The organism is Methylibium sp. Root1272, assembly GCF_001425905.1.
Taxonomy (GTDB): Bacteria; Pseudomonadota; Gammaproteobacteria; order Burkholderiales; family Burkholderiaceae_C; genus Methylibium.
The window spans coordinates 223,687-241,788 of the sequence record NZ_LMDY01000015.1 but is presented as its reverse complement, the minus strand read 5'-3'; the positions used below and the strand labels follow the sequence as shown (position 1 = coordinate 241,788).

The following is an 18,102-nucleotide window of genomic DNA, read 5'->3' as shown; positions in this document are numbered from 1 at the left end:
GGCATGACGGCAGACATCATCACCGATCCCGTCTTCTATGCGGTGGCCGTGCCCGCGGTACTGTTGATGGGCGTGAGCAAGAGCGGCTTCGGGGCCGGCTTCGGTGCGCTCGCGACGCCGCTGATGGCGGTCGCACTGCCGGTGCCCCAGGCGGCGGCCATCATGCTGCCGCTGTTGGCGGTGATGGACGCCTTCGGTCTGGCAGCGCTGTGGCGCGAGGCCGACCGCTCGCTGCTCAAGCTGCTGCTGCCGGCCGGCCTGCTGGGCACCGTGCTGGGGACGCTCAGCTTCGGTCTGCTGCCATCGTCGACCGTGGCGGGCATCGTCGGTGCGCTGACGCTGCTGTTCCTCGCGCAGCGCCAGTTCTTCCCGCCGCGCGCCGACGCGCCACCGCCGCCACGCTGGTGGGGCTTCGGGCTGGGCATCGCCGCCGGCTACACCAGCTTCGTTGCCCATGCCGGTGGGCCTCCGGCGCTGGCCTACCTGATGCCGCTGAAGCTGCGGCCGATGGTGTTCGCCGGCACGACGGCGGTGTTCTTCGCGGCGGTCAATGCGTCGAAATGGATTCCTTACGCGTGGCTCGGCCTGATCGACCTGCGCAACCTGACGACCTCGCTGTTGCTGATGCCGCTGGCACCGCTCGGCGTGTGGATCGGCGTGCGCCTGGCTCGTCGCATCGAGCCGACGCTGTTCTACCGGCTGCTCTCGCTGGGCATGCTGCTGACCGGCGTGAAGCTGCTGTGGGACGGGCTGCGCGGCTGAGGGCCTTGGTTAGGATGCGGGCCCTGTGGCGCCATCCGGCGCCATGAGCCCGTCAGACTGGATCCTGGCATGAAGCCTCACCCGATCTTCCCCCTGCCGCGACCCTCGAATCGCTGCACGCCCCCGGGCGCGCGCCGGCCGCGATGAGCGGGGCCCTGGCATTCGAGCGCGACCCCGGCGATCCGCGCATCGGCGTCGTCACGCTGTCCCATCCCGGCAAGCTCAACGCGATCAGCGTGGCGATGTGGCGCGAGCTCGGCGCGCTGGCCGCGACGCTCGACGCGCTGCAGCCGAACCTGCATGCCGTGATCCTGCGCGGCGAAGGCGGCGATTTCGCTGCCGGGGCGGACATCGCCGAGTTTCCGGTGCATCGTTTCTCGACCGAGGCCTTGCGCGACTACCACGAGCGCCTGGTGGCGCCGGCGCTGCAGGCGCTGCTCGGGACCGATGTGCCGTTGATCGCCCAGATCGAGGGTGGATGTATCGGTGGCGGGCTGGAGATCGCCGCCTGCTGCGACCTGCGCATCGCGCAGCGCGGCGCCCGCTTCGGTATCCCGATCGCCAGGCTGGGCTTCCCGATGGCGCCCGACGAGCTGTCGGTGGTGCTGGACGTGGTGGGGCGGGCCAGCGCGGCCGAGCTGCTGTTCGAGGCGTGCCTGCTCGATGCCGACGAGGCCCTGCAGCGCGGGCTGGTGCAGCGCGTGGTGGACGACGCAGGCGCGGAAGCCCAGGCCACGGCGCAGCGCATCGCGGCGCTGCCGGCCTCGGTGGCGCGCGCCAACAAGCGCACGCTGCGCCAACTGCAGCGCGGCGGTCCGACGGAGGCCGAGCGGGCACGACACTTCGGCTACGCCGGCAGCGCGACGCATCGCGAAGGCGTGCAGGCCTTCCTGGGCCGGCGCGGGCCGGCGTTCCCGGACGATCCGGTATGACGGGCGGTGCACAGCGCGTCGCGGGATCCGTGCAGTGAAATGGAGCGAGGCAAGGACATGAACAACGACAACCTCTTCGTCGCGTTGCGCGCCGGTTTCCCGGCCGATCTGGACGGCGTGGCGATCGAGGCCGAGGGCGGCCTCGTCTACACCTGGCGCGACATCGAGCGGGCCACCGCGATGATCGCCAACCTGCTGGTGTCGCTGGAACTGCCGCCCGGCACCCGCGTTGCCGTGCACACGGACAAGTCGGTCGAGACGCTGCTGCTCTACCTGGCGACGCTGCGCGCCGGCTTCGTCTACCTGCCGCTCAACAACGGCTACCAGCAGGCCGAACTCGAGTACTTCATCGACAACGCCGAGCCGGGCGTGGTGGTGTGCGCGGGCCGCAACTTCCCCTGGGTCAGCAAGCTGGCGTTCCGGCGTGGCGTGGGCCACGTGTTCACGCTGAACGACGACCGCAGCGGCACGCTGCTGGAGCGCGCCGCGCAGCAGGGCGAGCGGCACGAACCGGCGCTGGCGAGCGCCGACCAGCTGGCCGCCATCCTGTACACCTCCGGCACGACGGGGCGCAGCAAGGGCGCGATGCTGAGCCACGGCAACCTGCTGAGCAATGCGCGCACGCTGCAGCGCTACTGGGACTGGCAGCCCGACGACGTGCTGATCCATGCGCTGCCGATCTTCCACGTGCACGGCTTGTTCGTCGCCTGTCACGGTGCCTTGCTGAACGGCAGCCGGATGCTGTGGTTAGGCCGCTTCGACCCCGCCGCGGTGATCCAGCGCCTGCCGCGTGCGACCGTGTTCATGGGCGTGCCGACGCTGTATGTGCGGTTGCTGCAGGACCCCGCGCTGACGCGGGCCGCCTGCGCCCGCCTGCGGTTGTGCATTTCCGGGTCGGCGCCCTTGCTGATCGAGACCTTTCGCGACTGGCAGTCGCGCACCGGCCTCACGATCCTCGAGCGCTATGGCATGAGCGAGACCGCGATGCTGACCTCCAATCCGTGTCGGCCGGAGGATGGCGATCGCATCGGCGGCACCGTCGGCAGGCCGTTGCCGGGCGTGGCGCTGCGCGTCGTCGATGAGGCCGGTACGGCCTGCGAGGCCGGCGAGGTGGGCGGCGTGGAGGTGCGGGGCCCGAACGTGTTCGCCGGCTACTGGCGCATGCCGGACAAGACGGCCGAGGAATTCACCGCCGATGGCTGGTTCAGGACGGGCGACGTCGGGCGGCTCGACGAGCGCGGCTACCTGACGATCGTCGGCCGCAGCAAGGACCTGATCATCAGCGGCGGCTACAACGTCTATCCGGCCGAGGTCGAGGGCTACCTCAACGACCTGCCGGGCGTTGCGGAGTCGGCGGTGATCGGTGTGCCACACCCGGATTTCGGCGAGGCGGTGGTGGCCGTCGTGGTGCTTCGGCCGGCGGCCGATGTCGATGGGCAGCAGCTGGTCTCGCAGCTCAAGTCGCGCATCGCGGCGTTCAAGTTGCCCAAGCGGGTGTTCGTCGTGGCCGAACTGCCGCGCAATGCGATGGGCAAGGTGCAGAAGAACCTGCTGCGCCAGCAGCACGCCGGGGTGTTCGCGGGCGGTGCCTGAGGCAGCGACTGCTCACTGGCTGAGTTGCCGGCCGGCCTCGACCTGGGACTCGAAGTAGCGCTGCCCGCTGAAGGCGATGGTGGCGATCAGCACACTGGCGCCGACGAACAGCGCGCCCACCACGCCGAACACCGCCAGCCAGCCGCTGGGCCGGCCGCTCGCACCGCCGTTGTAGCGCGCGTTCCAGCGGTCGTCGGGCGTCAGGCCGTAGACGATCGCTGCGAGCATGCTGGCAGCCAGGGCCAGCCCGAGCAGCGGGATCAGCGCCCAGGCCAGACGGTCGTCCTGCCCGAGTTCGAGCATGCGCTCCACGCCGTACAGGCCCAGCAGCGTCGGCGGCACGTGCAGCCAGCCCCAGACATCGCGCAGTCCGTGCAGGTAGAAGCGGTGGAAGCCCATGCTGCCGGCGATGAAGGCGAGCCAGGTCGCCAGCGTCTTGGAGCGTGCGGTCATCAGCGGCCTCCTGCCGGGGCGCGATCGAAAGGCGGCGTGGCATCGCCGTCGCCGAGCGCGCGCTGCATGATGACCACGTCGAGCCAGCGGTCGAACTTCCAGCCGGCCGCATGCATGGTGCCCACGTCGGCGAAGCCGAGCGCGCGATGCAGACCGATCGACGCGGCATTGGCGCTGTCGCCGATCACGGCGAACATCTGTCGAGCGCCCCAGGCTTCGCAGCGGGCGATCAACTCCGCCAGCAGGGCCCGACCCACGCCCTGACGGTGCGCCTGCGGGGCCAGGTAGATCGAGTCCTCGAGAGCGAAGCGGTAGGCCAGGCGCGGGCGAAATGGCGTCGCGTAGGCATAGCCGAGCAGGTCGCCGTGGCGCTCGGCCACCAGCCAGGGCAGGCCCTTGGCCAGCACGTCGTCGCGGCGCCGGGTCATCTCTTGGAGGCTCGGACCTTCCAGTTCGAAGGTGCCGCTGCCGCGCCGCGCGTGCCAGCCGTAGAGGGCGGTGAGGGCCGGCAGGTCGGTGGGGATGCTCGGCCGAAGCAGGAGCGCAGGGGCAGGGATGGTGACGCTCATCGACAACGAGTTTATAATGCGCGGTTTCGGTGGCGGTCTCACCCATCAGCAGCGCAGCAATGCACGGCGGTGGTCCGGGGCGTATCTACGACGCCGAGCACGGGCAGCGCGAGCTGCCAATGAACCGATTCGCCGGCCCCGCGTGTCCCGGGTGACGTGGATCCTGAACCAGACACAAGGAAACATCATGGTCGTGATCCGACTCGCACGTGGCGGCTCCAAGAAGCGCCCCTTCTACAACATCGTCGCCGCCCCGGCACGCAACCGTCGTGACGGTCGCTTCCTGGAGCGCGTGGGCTTCTACAACCCGGTCGCCGCCGGCGGCGAAGAGCCGCTGCGCGTCGCCTTCGATCGCATCGACCACTGGGTCAGCCACGGCGCCCAGCTGTCGCCGACCGTCGCGCGTCTGGTGAAGGACGCCAAGGCCAAGGTCGCGCCGGCGGCCTGATGCCGCTGCTGCAGCGACGAGCGTCTGCCGCACCGTGAGCGCTCCCGTGCTCGACGACGAGGTCGTCTGGCCCGAGGATGCCATCGAGGTCGGGCGCATCGTCGATGCCTGGGGAATCAAGGGCGGCATCAAGGTGCTGCCTTTCTCCAGCGATCCCCAGGCGCTGTTCTCGTCGCGCCGCTGGTTCCTGCGGCCGCCCGAGAAGCAGATCGGCTCGCCGCTGGGCGTGCCGCTGCCGACGCTCTTGCGCGTCACGAACGCGCGGGAGCAGGGCGACGTGATCGTCGCCACCGCACAGGACATCGCGGACCGCAACGCCGCCGAAGCCTTGCGGGGCTGCCGCGTGTTCGTGTCGCGCGCCAGTTTTCCCACCGCCGACACCGACGAGTACTACTGGATCGACCTGATCGGGCTGGCCGTCGTCAATCGCGAGGGGCAAGCGCTGGGCAGCGTGGCCGACCTGCTGGATACCGGAGCGCACAGTGTGCTGCGCGTGATCCAGCCCGAGGAGAGCGGCGCGGACGGCAAGACGGTCGAGCACGAGCGGCTCATTCCCTTCGTGGCGGCCTACATCGACGAGGTCAGCCTGCCGGAGCGTCGCATCACGGTCGACTGGGGTCTCGATTTCTGAGGCGAACGCGGGCCTCCTCCCCATGCGCTTCGACGTCCTGACGCTGTTCCCGGAACTGTTTGCGCCGTTCCAGGCCGTGGGCGTGACGCGCCGCGCCTTCGAGGGTGGAGGCATCGACCTGAAGCTCTGGCAGCCGCGCGACTTTGCCGACAACGCCTACCGTCGCGTCGATGACCGGCCGTACGGTGGCGGGCCGGGCATGGTGATGCTGGTCGAGCCGCTGGAACGCGCCTTGGCCGCCGTGCGTGAGGACCAGGCCGCGGCAGGGAGAGCTCGAACGCCGGTCCTGCTGTTCAGCCCGGCCGGCACGCCGCTCACGCAGGGGCGTGTCGGGTCCCTGGCGGCTGGGGCGGGCGCAGTGCTGGTGTGTGGTCGCTACGAGGGCATCGACCAGCGGTTCATCGACCGCCATGTCGACGAGGAACTGAGCCTCGGGGACTTCGTGCTGTCGGGAGGCGAATTGCCGGCCTTGGCGCTGCTTGATGCGGTGGCGCGCCTGCAGCCCGGCGTGCTGAACGACCAGGCCTCGCACCAGCAGGACAGCTTCTCCGATGGTCTGCTGGACTGCCCGCATTACAGCCGCCCCGAGCATCTGGGTGAAGGTACTGCGGATGGGGTGCCGGCGACACTGATGTCCGGCCACCATGCCGAGATCTCCCGCTGGCGGCGCGAGCGGCAGCTGGATCTGACGGCGCGGCGCCGCCCCGATCTGATCGCCGCCGCGCGTGCGCAGGGGAGGCTCTCGAAGGCGGACGAGCGCTACCTGCAGTCGCTGCAAGGACTTGGCCTATAATCGAAGGCTTTTCGATCCTCTACCCGGCCTTTCGGAAAAGATCCCTTCCCAGGGAACGCGGCGCGGGCATGATCACTTGGAGAACCCATGGACCTGATCCAAACCCTCGAGCAGGAAGAGATTGCTCGCCTGAACAAGACCATTCCGGCCTTTGCGCCGGGCGACACGGTGATCGTCAGCGTCAACGTCGTCGAAGGCACGCGCAAGCGCCTGCAGGCCTACGAAGGCGTGGTCATCGCCAAGCGCAACCGCGGATTGAACAGCTCGTTCATCGTGCGCAAGATCTCCAGCGGCGAAGGCGTCGAGCGGACCTTCCAGCTCTACAGCCCGCTGATCGCGTCGATCGAAGTCAAGCGCCGCGGCGACGTGCGCCGCGCCAAGCTGTACTACCTGCGCCAGCGCAGCGGCAAGTCGGCTCGCATCAAGGAAAAGCTCGCCTGACCCTTGGGTCAGCCGCGAGCACCGGCTCGCGGTCGCGCTCAGCGCGAAGCGAGCTTTCGATGCGACCCGGCGCAGCCAGTCGCGTCAAAAGCTGCCTTACGAAGAGCCGCCTCCGGGCGGCTTTTCTATTCCCGAACGCCTAAGCTCGCAGTTCCATGCAACGCATTCCCATCATCGATCCGCGCGCCGTGCCGGTGGTCGGGCGCGACTCGCACCTGTCTGCCGTCCCGCTCGAGCGCTTCCTGCCGGCGGCGCTGCGCCAACGCTTTCTCGCCCCGCCGGCATGGCAGGTCGAGTTTCCAGGAGATGGGCGGCTCATCGATCGGGAGCCCGCCAACGCCTCGGTGCTGGTACCGCTGGTCGTCCGCGACGGAGGTCCTGCGGTGCTGCTGACGCAGCGCACCGACCATCTGACCGACCATGCCGGCCAGATCAGCTTTCCCGGCGGCAGAGCCGAGCTGGAGGATGCCGACGCGATCGCGACGGCCTTGCGCGAGACCGAGGAGGAGGTCGGCCTGTCGCGACGGCACATCGAGGTGATCGGTACGCTGCCGACCTACACCACGGTCACCAATTTCGTCGTCACGCCGGTCGTTGCCCTGATCGAGCCCGGCTTCACGGCCAGGCCCGACCCCTTCGAGGTGGCCGAGGTGTTCGAGGTGCCTCTCGCTTTCCTGATGAACCCGGCGCATCACCAGCGCCATCTGTTCGAAGGGCCGGGCGGCCAGCGGACTTTCTACTCGATGCCGTGGTATCCGACCTCCGAGTCCCCGGGCTATTTCATCTGGGGCGCGACCGCCGCGATGCTGCGCAACTTCTACCGCTTTCTCAGCGCCTGACGACGGGGGCGCTTCGTCGTCCTCTGCGCCTTGCGTGCCGGGCGCCTCGGTATCATCGACCCATGAGTTTCTTCGCGGTCTTGCTGGCCCTCGTCATCGAGCAACTTCATCCCCTGCCACGCAGCAATGGCATCCACGACGTGATGGTGGTGTGGATCCGATGGACCGGCCGCAACTTCGACGCCGGGCGCGATCATCATTCCTGGGTCGTCTGGATCATCACCGTGGTGCTGCCCGCGCTGCTGGTGTTTGCGGTGCACTTCGCGCTGGCGCACTTCAGCATCCTGCTGGCGCTGGTGTGGGACGTGCTGGTGCTCTACCTCACGCTCGGTTTTCGCCAGTTCAGCCACTATTTCACCGACATCCGCGACGCACTGGAGCGAGGCGACGAGATCGAAGCCCGCCGGCTGCTGGCCGAGTGGCGGCAACTCGACGCCAGCGACCTGCCGCGCACCGAACTGCTGCGGCACGTGATCGAGCATTCGCTGGTCGCGGCACATCGCCATGTGTTCGGCGTGTTCTTCTGGTTCGTGCTGCTGTCCACGCTCGGTCTGGGCCCGGCGGGCGCGGTGCTGTACCGCCTGGCAGAGTTCTCGAGCCGCTACTGGGCCTTCCGCAGCCGCACGGTGGGGGTGCCGATCAACGAGCGGCTGATGCAGCGCTCGCAGCAGTTGTTCGCCTGGATCGACCACTTGCCGGCACGCCTCACGGCCTTCGGCTTCGCGGTGGTCGGTGATTTCGAAGCCGCGATCGAGTGCTGGCGGCGCGACGCCGGGCTGTGGCGCTCGCGGAACGATGGCACCATCCTCGCCGCGGCGGCCGGTGCGGTCGGCGTGCGCCTTGGCGGCAGCGCGCCGCCGCCGCTGCAGACCGATCGCTCCAAGGACTTCGCCACCGGCGCCAACCGGCAGGACACCGATGCGGTGGGCTCGACGCCCGGCCTCGCGCCAGAGCTCGGCCACCTGCGCAGTGTGGTGGGGCTGGTGTGGCGCTCGGTGGTGCTGTGGATGCTGCTGCTGGCCTTGCTGAGCCTGGCGAACCTGATCGGCTGAGTCCGTGGCGGCTGACGGCCTCGTCAGGCCGCCGGTGGCTGCTTGATGAAGGCTTCCACGTCGTCGAGCACCGGCGCCAGGAAACGCAGCGGACGGGCAAGGGCGCCGGCCAGCGTCAGGTGATTCACCCGCTCGTAGAGATGCAGGCTGACGCTCGTTCCGTGTGCCTCGAGGCGGCGCGCGAGTTGAACCGTGTTGCGCTGCGGGTCGACCAGTGAGTCCTCGGCAGCGGCGCCGAGGAAGCTGCGGATGGCGGCGCGGTCGGCATAGCGGATCGGCTGCGACTCGGGCGGCACATCGGGATGATGGAATACCGGGCGCACGTCGGGGTTGACGATCGGTACGAAGTCGTAGGGCCCGGCCAGACCGATCCAGCCGGCCAGCTGTCGCGGCGCGAGATCCTCGGCGGCCAACCAGCGCGGGTCGAGGGCCAGCATCGCGGCGTTGTAGGCGCCGGCGCTGTGGCCCATCACGAAGAGCTGGTGCGGATCTCCGCCCAAACTCCGGGCTTCGCGCAGCGTCCAGGCCAGGGCCCGCGCACAGTCGCGCAGGAAGTCGGGGTAGCTGACCTGCGGATAGAGGCGGTAGTCGGCAACGACGGTCAGCACGCCTCGCGAGGCGAGCGCCTCGCCGACGAAGCGGTAGTCGGCCCGCTCACCGTTGTTCCAGGACCCGCCGTAGAAGAACAGGGCGACCGGGTGGCCCGCGCTGGTCGCCGCGCGGGTCGGCGTGTAGATGTCGAGGCGCTGCCGTGGGTCCGGGCCGTAGGGCAGACCGATCTTCAGTGTGTGCGTGTCGGAGGCGGCGAGGGCGTTGAGCACGCGCGTCGGTGCGCAGGCCGTCAGGCCCAGCGCCAGGCCGGTCAGGCCGCCGGTCCGCAGCAGCGAGCGTCGCGAGTTCATTCGGAGAGATACGCGCGTCGCAGGCGCCTGGATGCGGAACGGCTCAGCTGCCAAGCCGTGCGCGATGCCGTGCGATCTGGAACCGCACCTGTGCTGGCGCGGTGCCGCCCAGCACCTGGCGCGCATCGAGCGAGCCGCGCAGCGTCAGCGCGGCGTGGACATCGTCGGTGATCGCCGGATGGAAGGCCTGCAGGGCCGGCAGCGGCAGCTCGCTCAGGTCGCGGCCCTGGGCGATCGCGGTCTTGACCGCATGCGCGACCACCTCGTGGGCATCGCGGAACGGCAGGCCCTTTTTCACCAGATAGTCGGCCAGGTCGGTCGCGGTCGCGTAGCCCTTCAGCGCGGCGCGTTCCATCGCCTCGGGCTTGACGCTGATGCCGCCCACCAGTTCGGCGAAGATGCGTAGCGTGTCCTTCAAGGTGTCCACCGTGTCGAACAGGGGCTCCTTGTCTTCCTGGTTGTCCTTGTTGTAGGCCAGCGGCTGGCCCTTCATCAGCGTGATCAGCGCCATCAGGTGACCGACGACGCGGCCGGTCTTGCCGCGTGCCAGTTCAGGCACGTCGGGGTTCTTCTTCTGCGGCATGATCGACGAACCGGTGCAGAAGCGATCGGCCAGGTCGATGAAGCCGAAGCTCTGGCTCATCCACAGGATCAGCTCTTCACTCAGGCGCGACACGTGCACCATGCACAGCGAGGCGGCGGCGGTGAACTCGATCGCGAAGTCGCGGTCGCTCACCGCATCGAGCGAGTTCTGGCACACGGCGTCGAAACCCAGCGTGCGGGCGACTCGCTCGCGATCGAGCGGGTAGCTGGTGCCGGCGAGCGCGGCGGCGCCGAGCGGCAGCCGGTTGACGCGCCGGCGTACGTCGAGCAGGCGCTCGGCATCGCGGGCGAACATCTCCACATAGGCCAGCAGGTGGTGGCCGAAACTCACCGGCTGGGCCACCTGGAGGTGCGTGAAGCCCGGCAGGATGACCTCGGCATTCGGCTCGGCCACATCGACCAGCGCACGCTGCAGCGCCGTCAGCAAGGCGCCGATCGCATCGATTTCGCCGCGCAGCCACAGGCGTACGTCGGTCGCGACCTGGTCGTTGCGCGAGCGCCCGGTGTGAAGCCGCTTGCCGGCGTCGCCGACGAACTGGGTCAGGCGCGCCTCGATGTTGAGGTGAACATCCTCGAGGTCGAGCTTCCACTCGAACGCACCCGATTCGATCTCGGTCGCGACCTGTGCCATGCCGCGGACGATGGCCGCGTGGTCCTCGGCCGTCAGAATCCCTTGCGCCGCCAGCATCTCGGCGTGGGCGAGCGAGCCGTCGATGTCGGCACGCCACAGGCGCTGGTCGAAATCGACGCTGGCGGTGTAGCGCTTCACCAGTTCGCTCATAGGTTCGGAAAACAGCGCCGACCAGGCCTGGGATTTCTTGTCGAGTTGGTTGTCGTTGCTCATGGCCGGACCCGCCGGGCGGTGCTTGCTGCGGGTCGTGCAGGTTGTGGACAATCGATTGTAGGAGCCCGCCCCTCGTGATCCCCCCGATTCCCGCCGCCCACCCAGCCACCCGACCCGGCGGCGGGGAGCCCGCCATGGGAGTCGACACCACGCTGTTGAATACCGGCTTCGGGGCGCTGGGGGCCGACAGCGGCCGCGATCCCGGCCGGGTTGCTGCCGCGCCCGAGCGCTCGGCATTCGACGTCTGCCACGTCGGCGTGGTGTTGCGTGCGCTGCTGTTCGTGCACGGGGTGCTGGCGCTGGGAACGGCGTTCAGCGTCGGTGAGATCACCCAGTGGGGCCTGCAGTTCGCCATCGCGTCCGGCGTCGCGATGCCGGCCTTGATGTGGTGGTTGTTGACGGCCTGCCTGGCCCAGCGCTGGCTGGCCCGGCGGTCGGTGGCGCTGCAATGGACGCTGGCCACGCTCTGGGGAGGCGCCTGCAGCGGCGCGGCATGGTGGTTGTGGAGCTGGATGCAGTGGTCCAACCCTCGACCGGTGGATGGCCTGCACGCGGTGGCCGGGGCCGCCACGGGGGCCGCGATGGCGGCGGCCTTCTTCCAATGGCTGCGGCAGCGCGCACGGCTGGAACAGCCGGCCGCGACGCGGGCGAGGCTGGCCGAGTTGCAATCGCGCATCCGGCCGCACTTCCTGTTCAACACGCTCAACACGGCCATCGCGCTGGTCCGCGTCGACCCGTCCCGTGCGGAAGCCGTGCTGGAGGACCTGGCGGAGCTCTTCCGTGTCGCGCTGAACGACACCGGCACCCAGGCTGCGGCGACCTTGCGCGACGAGGTCGAGTTGGCGCGCCGCTATCTGGCGATCGAGCAGATCCGCTTCGGCGACCGCCTGCAAGTGCGTTGGGAGATCGATCCTGCGGGCGATGCGGCCCGATTGCCGCCGTTGCTGCTGCAGCCGCTGGTCGAGAACGCGGTCAAGCACGGTGTCGAGCCGGCCGCCGCTGGCGGCCTGTTGCGCGTAAGAACACGGGTGCGGCGCGGCCAGGTCGAGATCCTGGTGGCCAACAGCGTGCCGCAGCAGGCCTCGGTGCCGGGGCACGGCATCGCGTTGCGCAACGTGCACGAGCGCCTGCGGCTGATGCACGACGTGGCGGCACATTTCCAGGCCGGGCGCGACGGTGACGTGTACCGCGTGCAGATCACCGTGCCGCTATGAGCCACCCCGTCGCGCCGCTGCGCGTGCTGATCGTCGACGACGAGCCGCTGGCGCGCATGCGGCTGGCTCAACTGGTGCGGGAGGTGTCGGCAGGCGGCGATCCGGCTGCCGAGGTCTTGGGCGAACTGGGCGAGGCGCAGGCGGCGCTCGACTGGCTGGCGCGGCAGGATGCCGACGTGCTGTTGCTCGACATCCAGATGCCCGGGCTCGATGGCACCGCCTTGGCGACCCGGCTGCAGGCGTTGCCCCGACCGCCGGCCGTCGTGTTCGTGACGGCCCACGCCGAGCACGCGCTCCGCGCCTTCGAGCTGGAAGCGACCGATTACCTGACCAAGCCGGTGCGGCGCGAGCGGCTGCAGGCGGCGCTGGTTCGGGTAGCGCGACGCTCGGCCGTCCAGGGTGTCGCGCCCGCGGTGCCGGTGATCGTGGTCAGCGAGCGGGGGCGGCTGGTGCGGGTGCCGGTGGCTGACGTGCTGTACCTGAAAGCGGAGCTCAAGTACGTGACCTTGCGCACCGCGACGCACACCTACGTGCTGGACGACGCGCTGAGCGAGATCGAGCAGCGGCTCGGCGACAGCTTCCTGCGCGTGCATCGCAATGCGGTCGTCGCCAAGGCCGCGGTCAGCGCGCTCGAGCGTCGCGCCAGCGAGGAGGAGGGCGCCGAAGGATGGGCCGTGCGGGTCGGTTCCTCCGGCGAATGGCTTGCCGTGTCGCGGCGCCAGGTCGGCGCGGTGCGCGAGGCATTGACGACCAGCGGTCTGTAGCGGGTGCACCGGGCGAAGCTGGCGACGGGGCGCCACGGATAATCGGCGCAATGCATCCTTCTGCCTTGCTCGACCTCGCCAGTGAATTGCTGCGAGCCGTTCTGAAGCTCGACGCGCCGGCCGATGGCGTGGTGTCTGCCTATTTTCGCGAGCACCGCAGCCTGGGTCACCGAGAGCGCCATGCCTTGGCCGAGACCGTGTATGCGGTGCTGCGTCGGCGCCTGCTGTTCCAGCATCTGGCGCAATCCGGCCAAGGGCCGATGGAGCGGCGCCTGGTCCTGCTCGGCTGGCAAGGCAGCGACGGCATCCTGCAAAGCCATGCTTCGCCGCCGGAGCGCGAATGGCTGGCGCGAGCGCGTGCCATCGACGTCGATACCCTGCCCGAGAAGCTGCGCCACAACCTGCCGGACTGGCTCGCGACCCCGCTCAAGGGCGTTCTGGACGAATCCGAATTCTGGGCGCTGGCGGCCAGCCTCAACGGTGCCGCGCCGCTCGATCTGCGCGTGAATGCCTTTCAGGCCAAGCGCGAGGACGTGACGGCTGCCCTGGCCGAGGCCGGCATCGAGGCCAGCGCTACGCCACATTCGCCCTGGGGGCTGCGGATCCAGGGTAAGCCGGCGCTGAACAAGCTCGAGCTCTTCAAGCGCGGCGACGTGGAGGTGCAGGACGAGGGCAGCCAGTTGCTCGCGCTGTTGACCGAGGCGCGGCGGGGGGAGATGGTGGTCGATTTCTGCGCGGGCGCCGGGGGCAAGACGCTGGCGCTGGGCGCGATGATGCGCAACACGGGGCGCCTCTATGCCTTCGACGTGTCCGGCCATCGGCTCGACGCGCTGAAGCCGCGCCTTGCCCGCAGCGGCCTGTCGAATGTCTACCCGGTGCAGATTGCCCACGAGCGGGACGACCGCATCAAGCGGCTCACGGGCAAGATCGACCGGGTGCTGATCGATGCGCCGTGTTCCGGGTTGGGCACGTTGCGTCGCAACCCCGACCTGAAGTGGCGTCAGTCGCCGAAGGCCATCGAGGAGCTGCGCGTCAAGCAGGCGGCGATCCTGGCCAGTGCCGCCCGGCTTCTCAAGCCCGGTGGCCGCCTGGTCTATGCCACCTGCAGCCTGTTGGCCAGTGAGAACGAGGCGATCGCCGAGGCCTTCTCGACGGAGCATCCGGACTTCGTGCCGCTCGCTGCCGAGGAGGCGCTCGAACGCTGCAAGGTCGACAACGCCGGGAAGTTGGTGCGGGGTGAATTTCTGCGCCTGTGGCCGCATCGGCACGCAACAGACGGCTTCTTTGCTGCAATTTGGCAGCGAAAGTAGATAAATGGTGGGGGAACGTCGGCCGCAGGATTTGCTCCAAGGCAAACAGCCGCGGGAAAGTCCGTAGTTTCCGCGGGCTTTTCAGCAGGCCGACATTTACAATGCGGCTGCAATTCAAAGGATGGCGATGGAACTGGTTTCGACGATGTGGGATGGCACGATCAACGGCTTGGCTCACGGGTGGCTGCACGCGACCTGGTGGCAGGTGCTGTTGTGCGCGCTCGTGTTCACGCACGTCACCATCGCTGCGGTGACGATCTTCCTGCACCGTTCGCAGGCCCATCGCGCTCTCGATCTTCACCCGGCCGTGGCGCATTTTTTCCGCCTCTGGCTGTGGCTGAGCACCGGCATGGTCACGAAGGAGTGGGTGGCGATCCACCGCAAGCACCACGCCAAGTGCGAGACCGAAGAAGACCCGCACAGCCCGCAGACGCGCGGCATCAAGAAGGTGCTGCTCGAGGGGGCCGAGCTCTATCGCGCCGAAGCCAAGGTCGCCGAGACGATCAGCAAATTCGGCCATGGCACACCCGACGACTGGATCGAGCGCAATCTCTACACCCGCTACAGCTGGCAGGGTGTGGGGCTGATGCTGCTGGTGAACGTGTTCCTGTTCGGCGTGGTCGGCCTCGCCGTCTGGGCGGTTCAGATGATGTGGATTCCGATCAACGCGGCCGGCATCATCAACGGCCTCGGGCACTTCTGGGGCTATCGGAACTTCGAGGCGCCCGATGCCTCGACGAACGTATCGCCGTGGGGAGTCATCATCGGCGGCGAGGAGTTGCACAACAACCATCACACCTACCCGACCTCGGCGAAGTTCTCGATCAAGCCCTACGAATTCGACATCGGTTGGGTCTACATCTCGGTGCTGGTCAAGTGCGGTCTGGCTTCGGTGCGCAAGACGGCGCCGAAGCTGGCGCTCGGCACGATCCGGCCGGTGGCCGACAGCCAGACGCTCGAGGCCATCATCGCCCACCGCTACGAGCTGATGGCCGGCTACGGCCGTGAGCTGAAGGCGGCCTGCCGAGTCGAGCTGGCGCGCCTGAAGGCCGAGGGCCAGCAACACTCGCCGAAGTGGAACCAACTCCACCTGGCGCATCGCTGGCTGCACCGCGACGACGATCGCATTCCGCAGGCCGTGCGCCTGCAGGTGGAGACCGCTCGCGCAGAACACCCGGTGCTCGACAAGCTGGTCACGATGCGCGAGGAACTGCGACAGCTGTGGACTCGCACCAATGTGTCGGCCGAGCAACTCGTGGCGGATCTTCAGGCGTGGTGCAAGAAGGCCGAAGAGAGTGGCATCGCCGCGCTGCAGGAATTCGCGCTGCGGCTGCGTTCTGCCCACGCTTGATCAGCGCGGATTGAACTGAACGAATGAAGGCGCCTGCGGGCGCCTTTTTTTGTTTGCAGCTCGAAGAGCAGGGGGCGGGGAGCAACAAAAAACCCGCCGGGCCGAGCGGCCGGGCGGGTTTCGCGACGCCGCGAAGGGAAAGCCTTACTTCAGCTTCACTTCCTTGTAGGCGACGTGCTTGCGCGCCTTCGGGTCGAATTTCATCAGCTCCATCTTCTCGGGATGCAGCTTCTTGTTCTTGTCGGTCGTGTAGAAGTGACCGGTGCCGGCTGTCGATTCCAGCTTGATCTTTTCGCGTCCACCTTTTGCCATGATCAGCTCCCGGGGTTCAGAGTTCGCCCTTGGCACGCAGGTCGGAGACGACCTGTTCGATGCCGACCTTGTCGATGAGCCGCAGCGCCGCGTTGGTCACGCGCAGGCGCACCCACCGGTTCTCGGTCTCGAGCCAGAAGCGACGGTACTGCAGGTTCGGCAGGAAGCGACGCTTGGTTTTGTTGTTGGCGTGGGAGACATTGTTCCCCACCATCGGGCCTTTGCCCGTGACTTGACAGACGCGCGCCATGACGCTTCTCCGTTCGATGTGATGCAACACAGTGCGCAGAGCAGGTGAGATGACTGGCAACCCGCCTGATGCGTACCCTTCCGGGCCTGCAACCCGCGCTGGGCGGGTCCAAGGCTCCGGGCCCTGTTTGGCAAAGACTGCGATTATAGCCAGAACTCTGCCGGTCTCGGCGGCCCGAGGCCGTCGAGCAGAAGATCAGCCCTGTTCGAGGAAGCGCTGGGCATCCAGCGCGGCCATGCAGCCGGTGCCGGCGCTGGTGATGGCCTGCCGGTAGACGTGGTCCTGCACGTCGCCCGCCGCGAACACGCCGGGTACGCTGGTCATCGTGGCAAAGCCATTCAGCCCGGTGCGGGTGATGATGTAGCCGTCCTTCATCTCCACCTGGCCTTGGAAGATCTCGGTGTTCGGCCGGTGACCGATGGCGATGAAGCAGCCCTTGAGGATCAGGTCCTGCGTTGCGTCGGTCTGGGTGTTCTTCAGGCGCACGCCGGTCACGCCGCTGCTGTCGCCCAGCACTTCATCGAGCACGTGGAAGAGCTTGAGTTCGATCTTGCCGGCTGCGACCTTCTCCATCAGTTTGTCCACGAGGATGGCCTCGGCCTTGAACTTGTCGCGCCGGTGCACCAGCGTGACCTTGCTGGCGATGTTCGACAGGTAGAGCGCCTCCTCGACGGCCGTGTTGCCACCGCCGATCACGCAGACCTCCTGGTCGCGGTAGAAGAAGCCGTCACATGTGGCGCAGCCGCTGACGCCGCGGCCCATGAAGGCCTCCTCGGACGGCAGGCCCAGGTACATGGCCGATGCGCCCGTCGCCAGGATCAGCGCGTCGCAGGTGTAGCTGCCCGAGTCCCCGGTGAGCGTGAAGGGCCGCTTGGAGAAGTCGACCGCATTGATGTGGTCGAAGACGATCCGGGTCTTGAAACGCTCGGCATGCTCCAGGAAGCGCTGCATCAGTTCGGGTCCCTGCACGCCGTGCACGTCGGCGGGCCAGTTGTCCACCTCGGTGGTGGTCATCAACTGGCCGCCCTGGGCCATGCCGGTGATCAGCATGGGCTCCAGGTTGGCGCGGGCCGCGTAGACGGCGGCCGTGTAGCCGGCCGGGCCGGAGCCGAGGATCAGGACACGGGCGTGCAGGGAAGTGCTCATGGCGGAGGGCTCTAAGACAGTTGAAGACGTTGTTGGGGGACGAAATCAGCGACGATCCGTGTTGGTAAGCGCTGACCGTCGGTTAGAGTTCGCATCGGTAAGATTTCACAGCCCGGGGCTGTCTTGCAGCGCAGGATGGAATTGTAGGTAGAGCTGCGAGCCGGCCGCGTCAAGGGGGCCAATGGCCTCGATAGTCCAACCAGACCGAAGGATGCCGCGATGGCCATGTTGTCCAACCTCGACCTGATCCGGCGCGTGCCGCTGTTTTCGCTGCTCACCGGCGAGCAGGCACAGGCCATCGCCGAGGGCGTGGTCAAGCGTCGCTACCGTCGCGGCGAAGTGATCGTCGAGCAGGGCACCAAGTCGAACGCGTTGTACATCCTGCTGACCGGCCGGGCCCGCGTGGTCACGGCCGATGCGCGCGGCCGCGAAGTCATCCTCGCCGTGCTGCAGCCCGGCGACTACCTGGGCGAGATGAGCCTCATCGACAACGAACCGCACTCCGCCACCGTGCGCGCCGAGGTGCAGTGCGACGTGCTGGTGCTCGGGCGCTCCGAGTTCGCACGCTGCCTTCCGGAGAATTCCAGCCTGTCCTACGCGATCATGCGCGGCCTCGTGGCTCGCTTGCGCGCTGCCGACCGGCAGATCGAGTCGCTGGCGCTGCTCGATGTCTACGGTCGCGTCGCGCGCGCGCTGCTCGACATGTCGGAGGAGGGTGCCGAGTACAAGTTGATCCGCAACAAGGTCTCGCGCCAGGATCTGGCCAAGGTGGTGGGCGCCTCGCGCGAGATGGTCAGCCGCGTGATGAAGGATCTGGAAGAGCGCGGCTTCATCCAGACGCAGGAGAACGGCTCGGTGCACATCATGGAGCGCCTGGCGCACCGTTGATGTCC

21 protein-coding genes are annotated in these 18,102 nt (G+C 68.2%); 14 read left to right on the top strand and 7 right to left on the bottom strand.

Annotated elements, in window-relative coordinates:
* Positions 1 to 3: 3 nt before the first annotated feature.
* The 3 genes from ASC67_RS15370 to ASC67_RS15360 all read left to right on the top strand — a co-directional run bounded on the left by ASC67_RS15370 (position 4) and on the right by ASC67_RS15360 (position 3,287).
* Complete coding sequence (locus tag ASC67_RS15370) at positions 4 to 762, top strand: sulfite exporter TauE/SafE family protein (RefSeq protein WP_056322980.1); 759 nt, start codon at positions 4 to 6, stop codon at positions 760 to 762.
* A gap of 143 nt (positions 763 to 905) precedes the next feature.
* On the top strand, positions 906 to 1,694 hold the full coding sequence (locus ASC67_RS15365) for an enoyl-CoA hydratase/isomerase family protein (RefSeq protein WP_056322976.1): 789 nt from the start codon (positions 906 to 908) through the stop codon (positions 1,692 to 1,694).
* A 57-nt stretch (positions 1,695 to 1,751) separates the two neighbouring features.
* The gene (locus ASC67_RS15360) at positions 1,752 to 3,287 is read left to right on the top strand and encodes a malonyl-CoA synthase (RefSeq protein ID WP_056322973.1); all 1,536 of its coding nucleotides are present in this window, start codon (positions 1,752 to 1,754) and stop codon (positions 3,285 to 3,287) included.
* A 12-nt stretch (positions 3,288 to 3,299) separates the two neighbouring features.
* On the opposite strand, the gene ASC67_RS15355 is transcribed toward ASC67_RS15360, so the two are convergent.
* Entirely contained in the window at positions 3,300 to 3,740 is a 441-nt protein-coding gene (locus ASC67_RS15355) for a hypothetical protein (RefSeq protein ID WP_056322969.1), read from the bottom strand.
* A complete protein-coding gene (locus ASC67_RS15350; RefSeq protein WP_056322964.1) occupies positions 3,740 to 4,309 on the bottom strand; it encodes a GNAT family N-acetyltransferase in 570 nt (189 codons plus the stop codon). Before ASC67_RS15350 ends, ASC67_RS15355 begins: the two co-directional genes overlap by 1 nt.
* 187 nt (positions 4,310 to 4,496) lie before the next feature.
* Between ASC67_RS15350 and rpsP the strand changes: the two genes are divergently transcribed.
* The 6 genes from rpsP (at position 4,497) to ASC67_RS15320 (ending at position 8,513) form a co-directional block, all read left to right on the top strand.
* The gene (gene rpsP / locus ASC67_RS15345; RefSeq protein ID WP_036231012.1) at positions 4,497 to 4,757 is read left to right on the top strand and encodes a 30S ribosomal protein S16; all 261 of its coding nucleotides are present in this window, start codon (positions 4,497 to 4,499) and stop codon (positions 4,755 to 4,757) included.
* A gap of 34 nt (positions 4,758 to 4,791) precedes the next feature.
* The gene (rimM, locus tag ASC67_RS15340; RefSeq protein ID WP_056322959.1) at positions 4,792 to 5,388 is read left to right on the top strand and encodes a ribosome maturation factor RimM; all 597 of its coding nucleotides are present in this window, start codon (positions 4,792 to 4,794) and stop codon (positions 5,386 to 5,388) included.
* Between the two features lie 22 nt (positions 5,389 to 5,410).
* On the top strand, positions 5,411 to 6,181 hold the full coding sequence (trmD, locus tag ASC67_RS15335; RefSeq protein WP_056322953.1) for a tRNA (guanosine(37)-N1)-methyltransferase TrmD: 771 nt from the start codon (positions 5,411 to 5,413) through the stop codon (positions 6,179 to 6,181).
* An 87-nt stretch (positions 6,182 to 6,268) separates the two neighbouring features.
* On the top strand, positions 6,269 to 6,622 hold the full coding sequence (rplS, locus tag ASC67_RS15330) for a 50S ribosomal protein L19 (protein WP_011828705.1): 354 nt from the start codon (positions 6,269 to 6,271) through the stop codon (positions 6,620 to 6,622).
* A 155-nt stretch (positions 6,623 to 6,777) separates the two neighbouring features.
* Positions 6,778 to 7,461, top strand: a complete 684-nt coding sequence (locus ASC67_RS15325; RefSeq protein ID WP_056322948.1) for a CoA pyrophosphatase — start codon at positions 6,778 to 6,780, stop codon at positions 7,459 to 7,461.
* A gap of 62 nt (positions 7,462 to 7,523) precedes the next feature.
* On the top strand, positions 7,524 to 8,513 hold the full coding sequence (locus ASC67_RS15320; protein WP_056322943.1) for a CobD/CbiB family protein: 990 nt from the start codon (positions 7,524 to 7,526) through the stop codon (positions 8,511 to 8,513).
* A gap of 23 nt (positions 8,514 to 8,536) precedes the next feature.
* Here the strand turns inward: ASC67_RS15320 and ASC67_RS15315 are convergent, their stop codons facing one another.
* Together ASC67_RS15315 and argH are read right to left on the bottom strand one after the other, a co-directional pair.
* Positions 8,537 to 9,415: an alpha/beta hydrolase gene (locus ASC67_RS15315; protein WP_056322940.1), complete on the bottom strand. Its 879-nt coding sequence runs from the start codon at positions 9,413 to 9,415 to the stop codon at positions 8,537 to 8,539.
* Positions 9,416 to 9,458: 43 nt separating this feature from the next.
* Positions 9,459 to 10,862: an argininosuccinate lyase gene (gene argH / locus ASC67_RS15310; protein WP_056322935.1), complete on the bottom strand. Its 1,404-nt coding sequence runs from the start codon at positions 10,860 to 10,862 to the stop codon at positions 9,459 to 9,461.
* 134 nt (positions 10,863 to 10,996) lie between these two features.
* On the opposite strand from argH, the gene ASC67_RS15305 reads away from it, so the two are divergent.
* The 4 genes from ASC67_RS15305 (at position 10,997) to ASC67_RS15290 (ending at position 15,501) form a co-directional block, all read left to right on the top strand.
* On the top strand, positions 10,997 to 12,076 hold the full coding sequence (locus ASC67_RS15305; protein ID WP_235566346.1) for a sensor histidine kinase: 1,080 nt from the start codon (positions 10,997 to 10,999) through the stop codon (positions 12,074 to 12,076).
* Positions 12,073 to 12,840: a LytTR family DNA-binding domain-containing protein gene (locus tag ASC67_RS15300; protein ID WP_056322929.1), complete on the top strand. Its 768-nt coding sequence runs from the start codon at positions 12,073 to 12,075 to the stop codon at positions 12,838 to 12,840. Before ASC67_RS15305 ends, ASC67_RS15300 begins: the two co-directional genes overlap by 4 nt.
* A 50-nt stretch (positions 12,841 to 12,890) precedes the next feature.
* The gene (locus ASC67_RS15295) at positions 12,891 to 14,150 is read left to right on the top strand and encodes an RsmB/NOP family class I SAM-dependent RNA methyltransferase (protein WP_056322926.1); all 1,260 of its coding nucleotides are present in this window, start codon (positions 12,891 to 12,893) and stop codon (positions 14,148 to 14,150) included.
* A gap of 127 nt (positions 14,151 to 14,277) precedes the next feature.
* Positions 14,278 to 15,501 (top strand): acyl-CoA desaturase, encoded by a 1,224-nt coding sequence (locus ASC67_RS15290; RefSeq protein WP_056322921.1) that lies wholly within the window; start codon positions 14,278 to 14,280, stop codon positions 15,499 to 15,501.
* Between the two features lie 144 nt (positions 15,502 to 15,645).
* Here ASC67_RS15290 and rpmG read toward each other — a convergent pair whose 3' ends face one another.
* From rpmG to trxB, 3 genes are all read right to left on the bottom strand, one after another.
* The gene (gene rpmG / locus ASC67_RS15285; protein WP_011828714.1) at positions 15,646 to 15,813 is read right to left on the bottom strand and encodes a 50S ribosomal protein L33; all 168 of its coding nucleotides are present in this window, start codon (positions 15,811 to 15,813) and stop codon (positions 15,646 to 15,648) included.
* A 16-nt stretch (positions 15,814 to 15,829) separates the two neighbouring features.
* Complete coding sequence (rpmB, locus tag ASC67_RS15280; protein WP_011828715.1) at positions 15,830 to 16,063, bottom strand: 50S ribosomal protein L28; 234 nt, start codon at positions 16,061 to 16,063, stop codon at positions 15,830 to 15,832.
* A 195-nt stretch (positions 16,064 to 16,258) separates the two neighbouring features.
* Positions 16,259 to 17,209, bottom strand: coding sequence for a thioredoxin-disulfide reductase (gene trxB / locus ASC67_RS15275; RefSeq protein ID WP_056322918.1), 951 nt, complete (start codon positions 17,207 to 17,209; stop codon positions 16,259 to 16,261).
* Between the two features lie 219 nt (positions 17,210 to 17,428).
* Between trxB and ASC67_RS15270 the strand changes: the two genes are divergently transcribed.
* Positions 17,429 to 18,097 carry a Crp/Fnr family transcriptional regulator gene (locus tag ASC67_RS15270; RefSeq protein ID WP_056322912.1) on the top strand — a complete coding sequence of 223 codons (669 nt, stop codon included), beginning with the start codon at positions 17,429 to 17,431 and terminating at the stop codon, positions 18,095 to 18,097.
* Positions 18,098 to 18,102 lie beyond the last annotated feature (5 nt).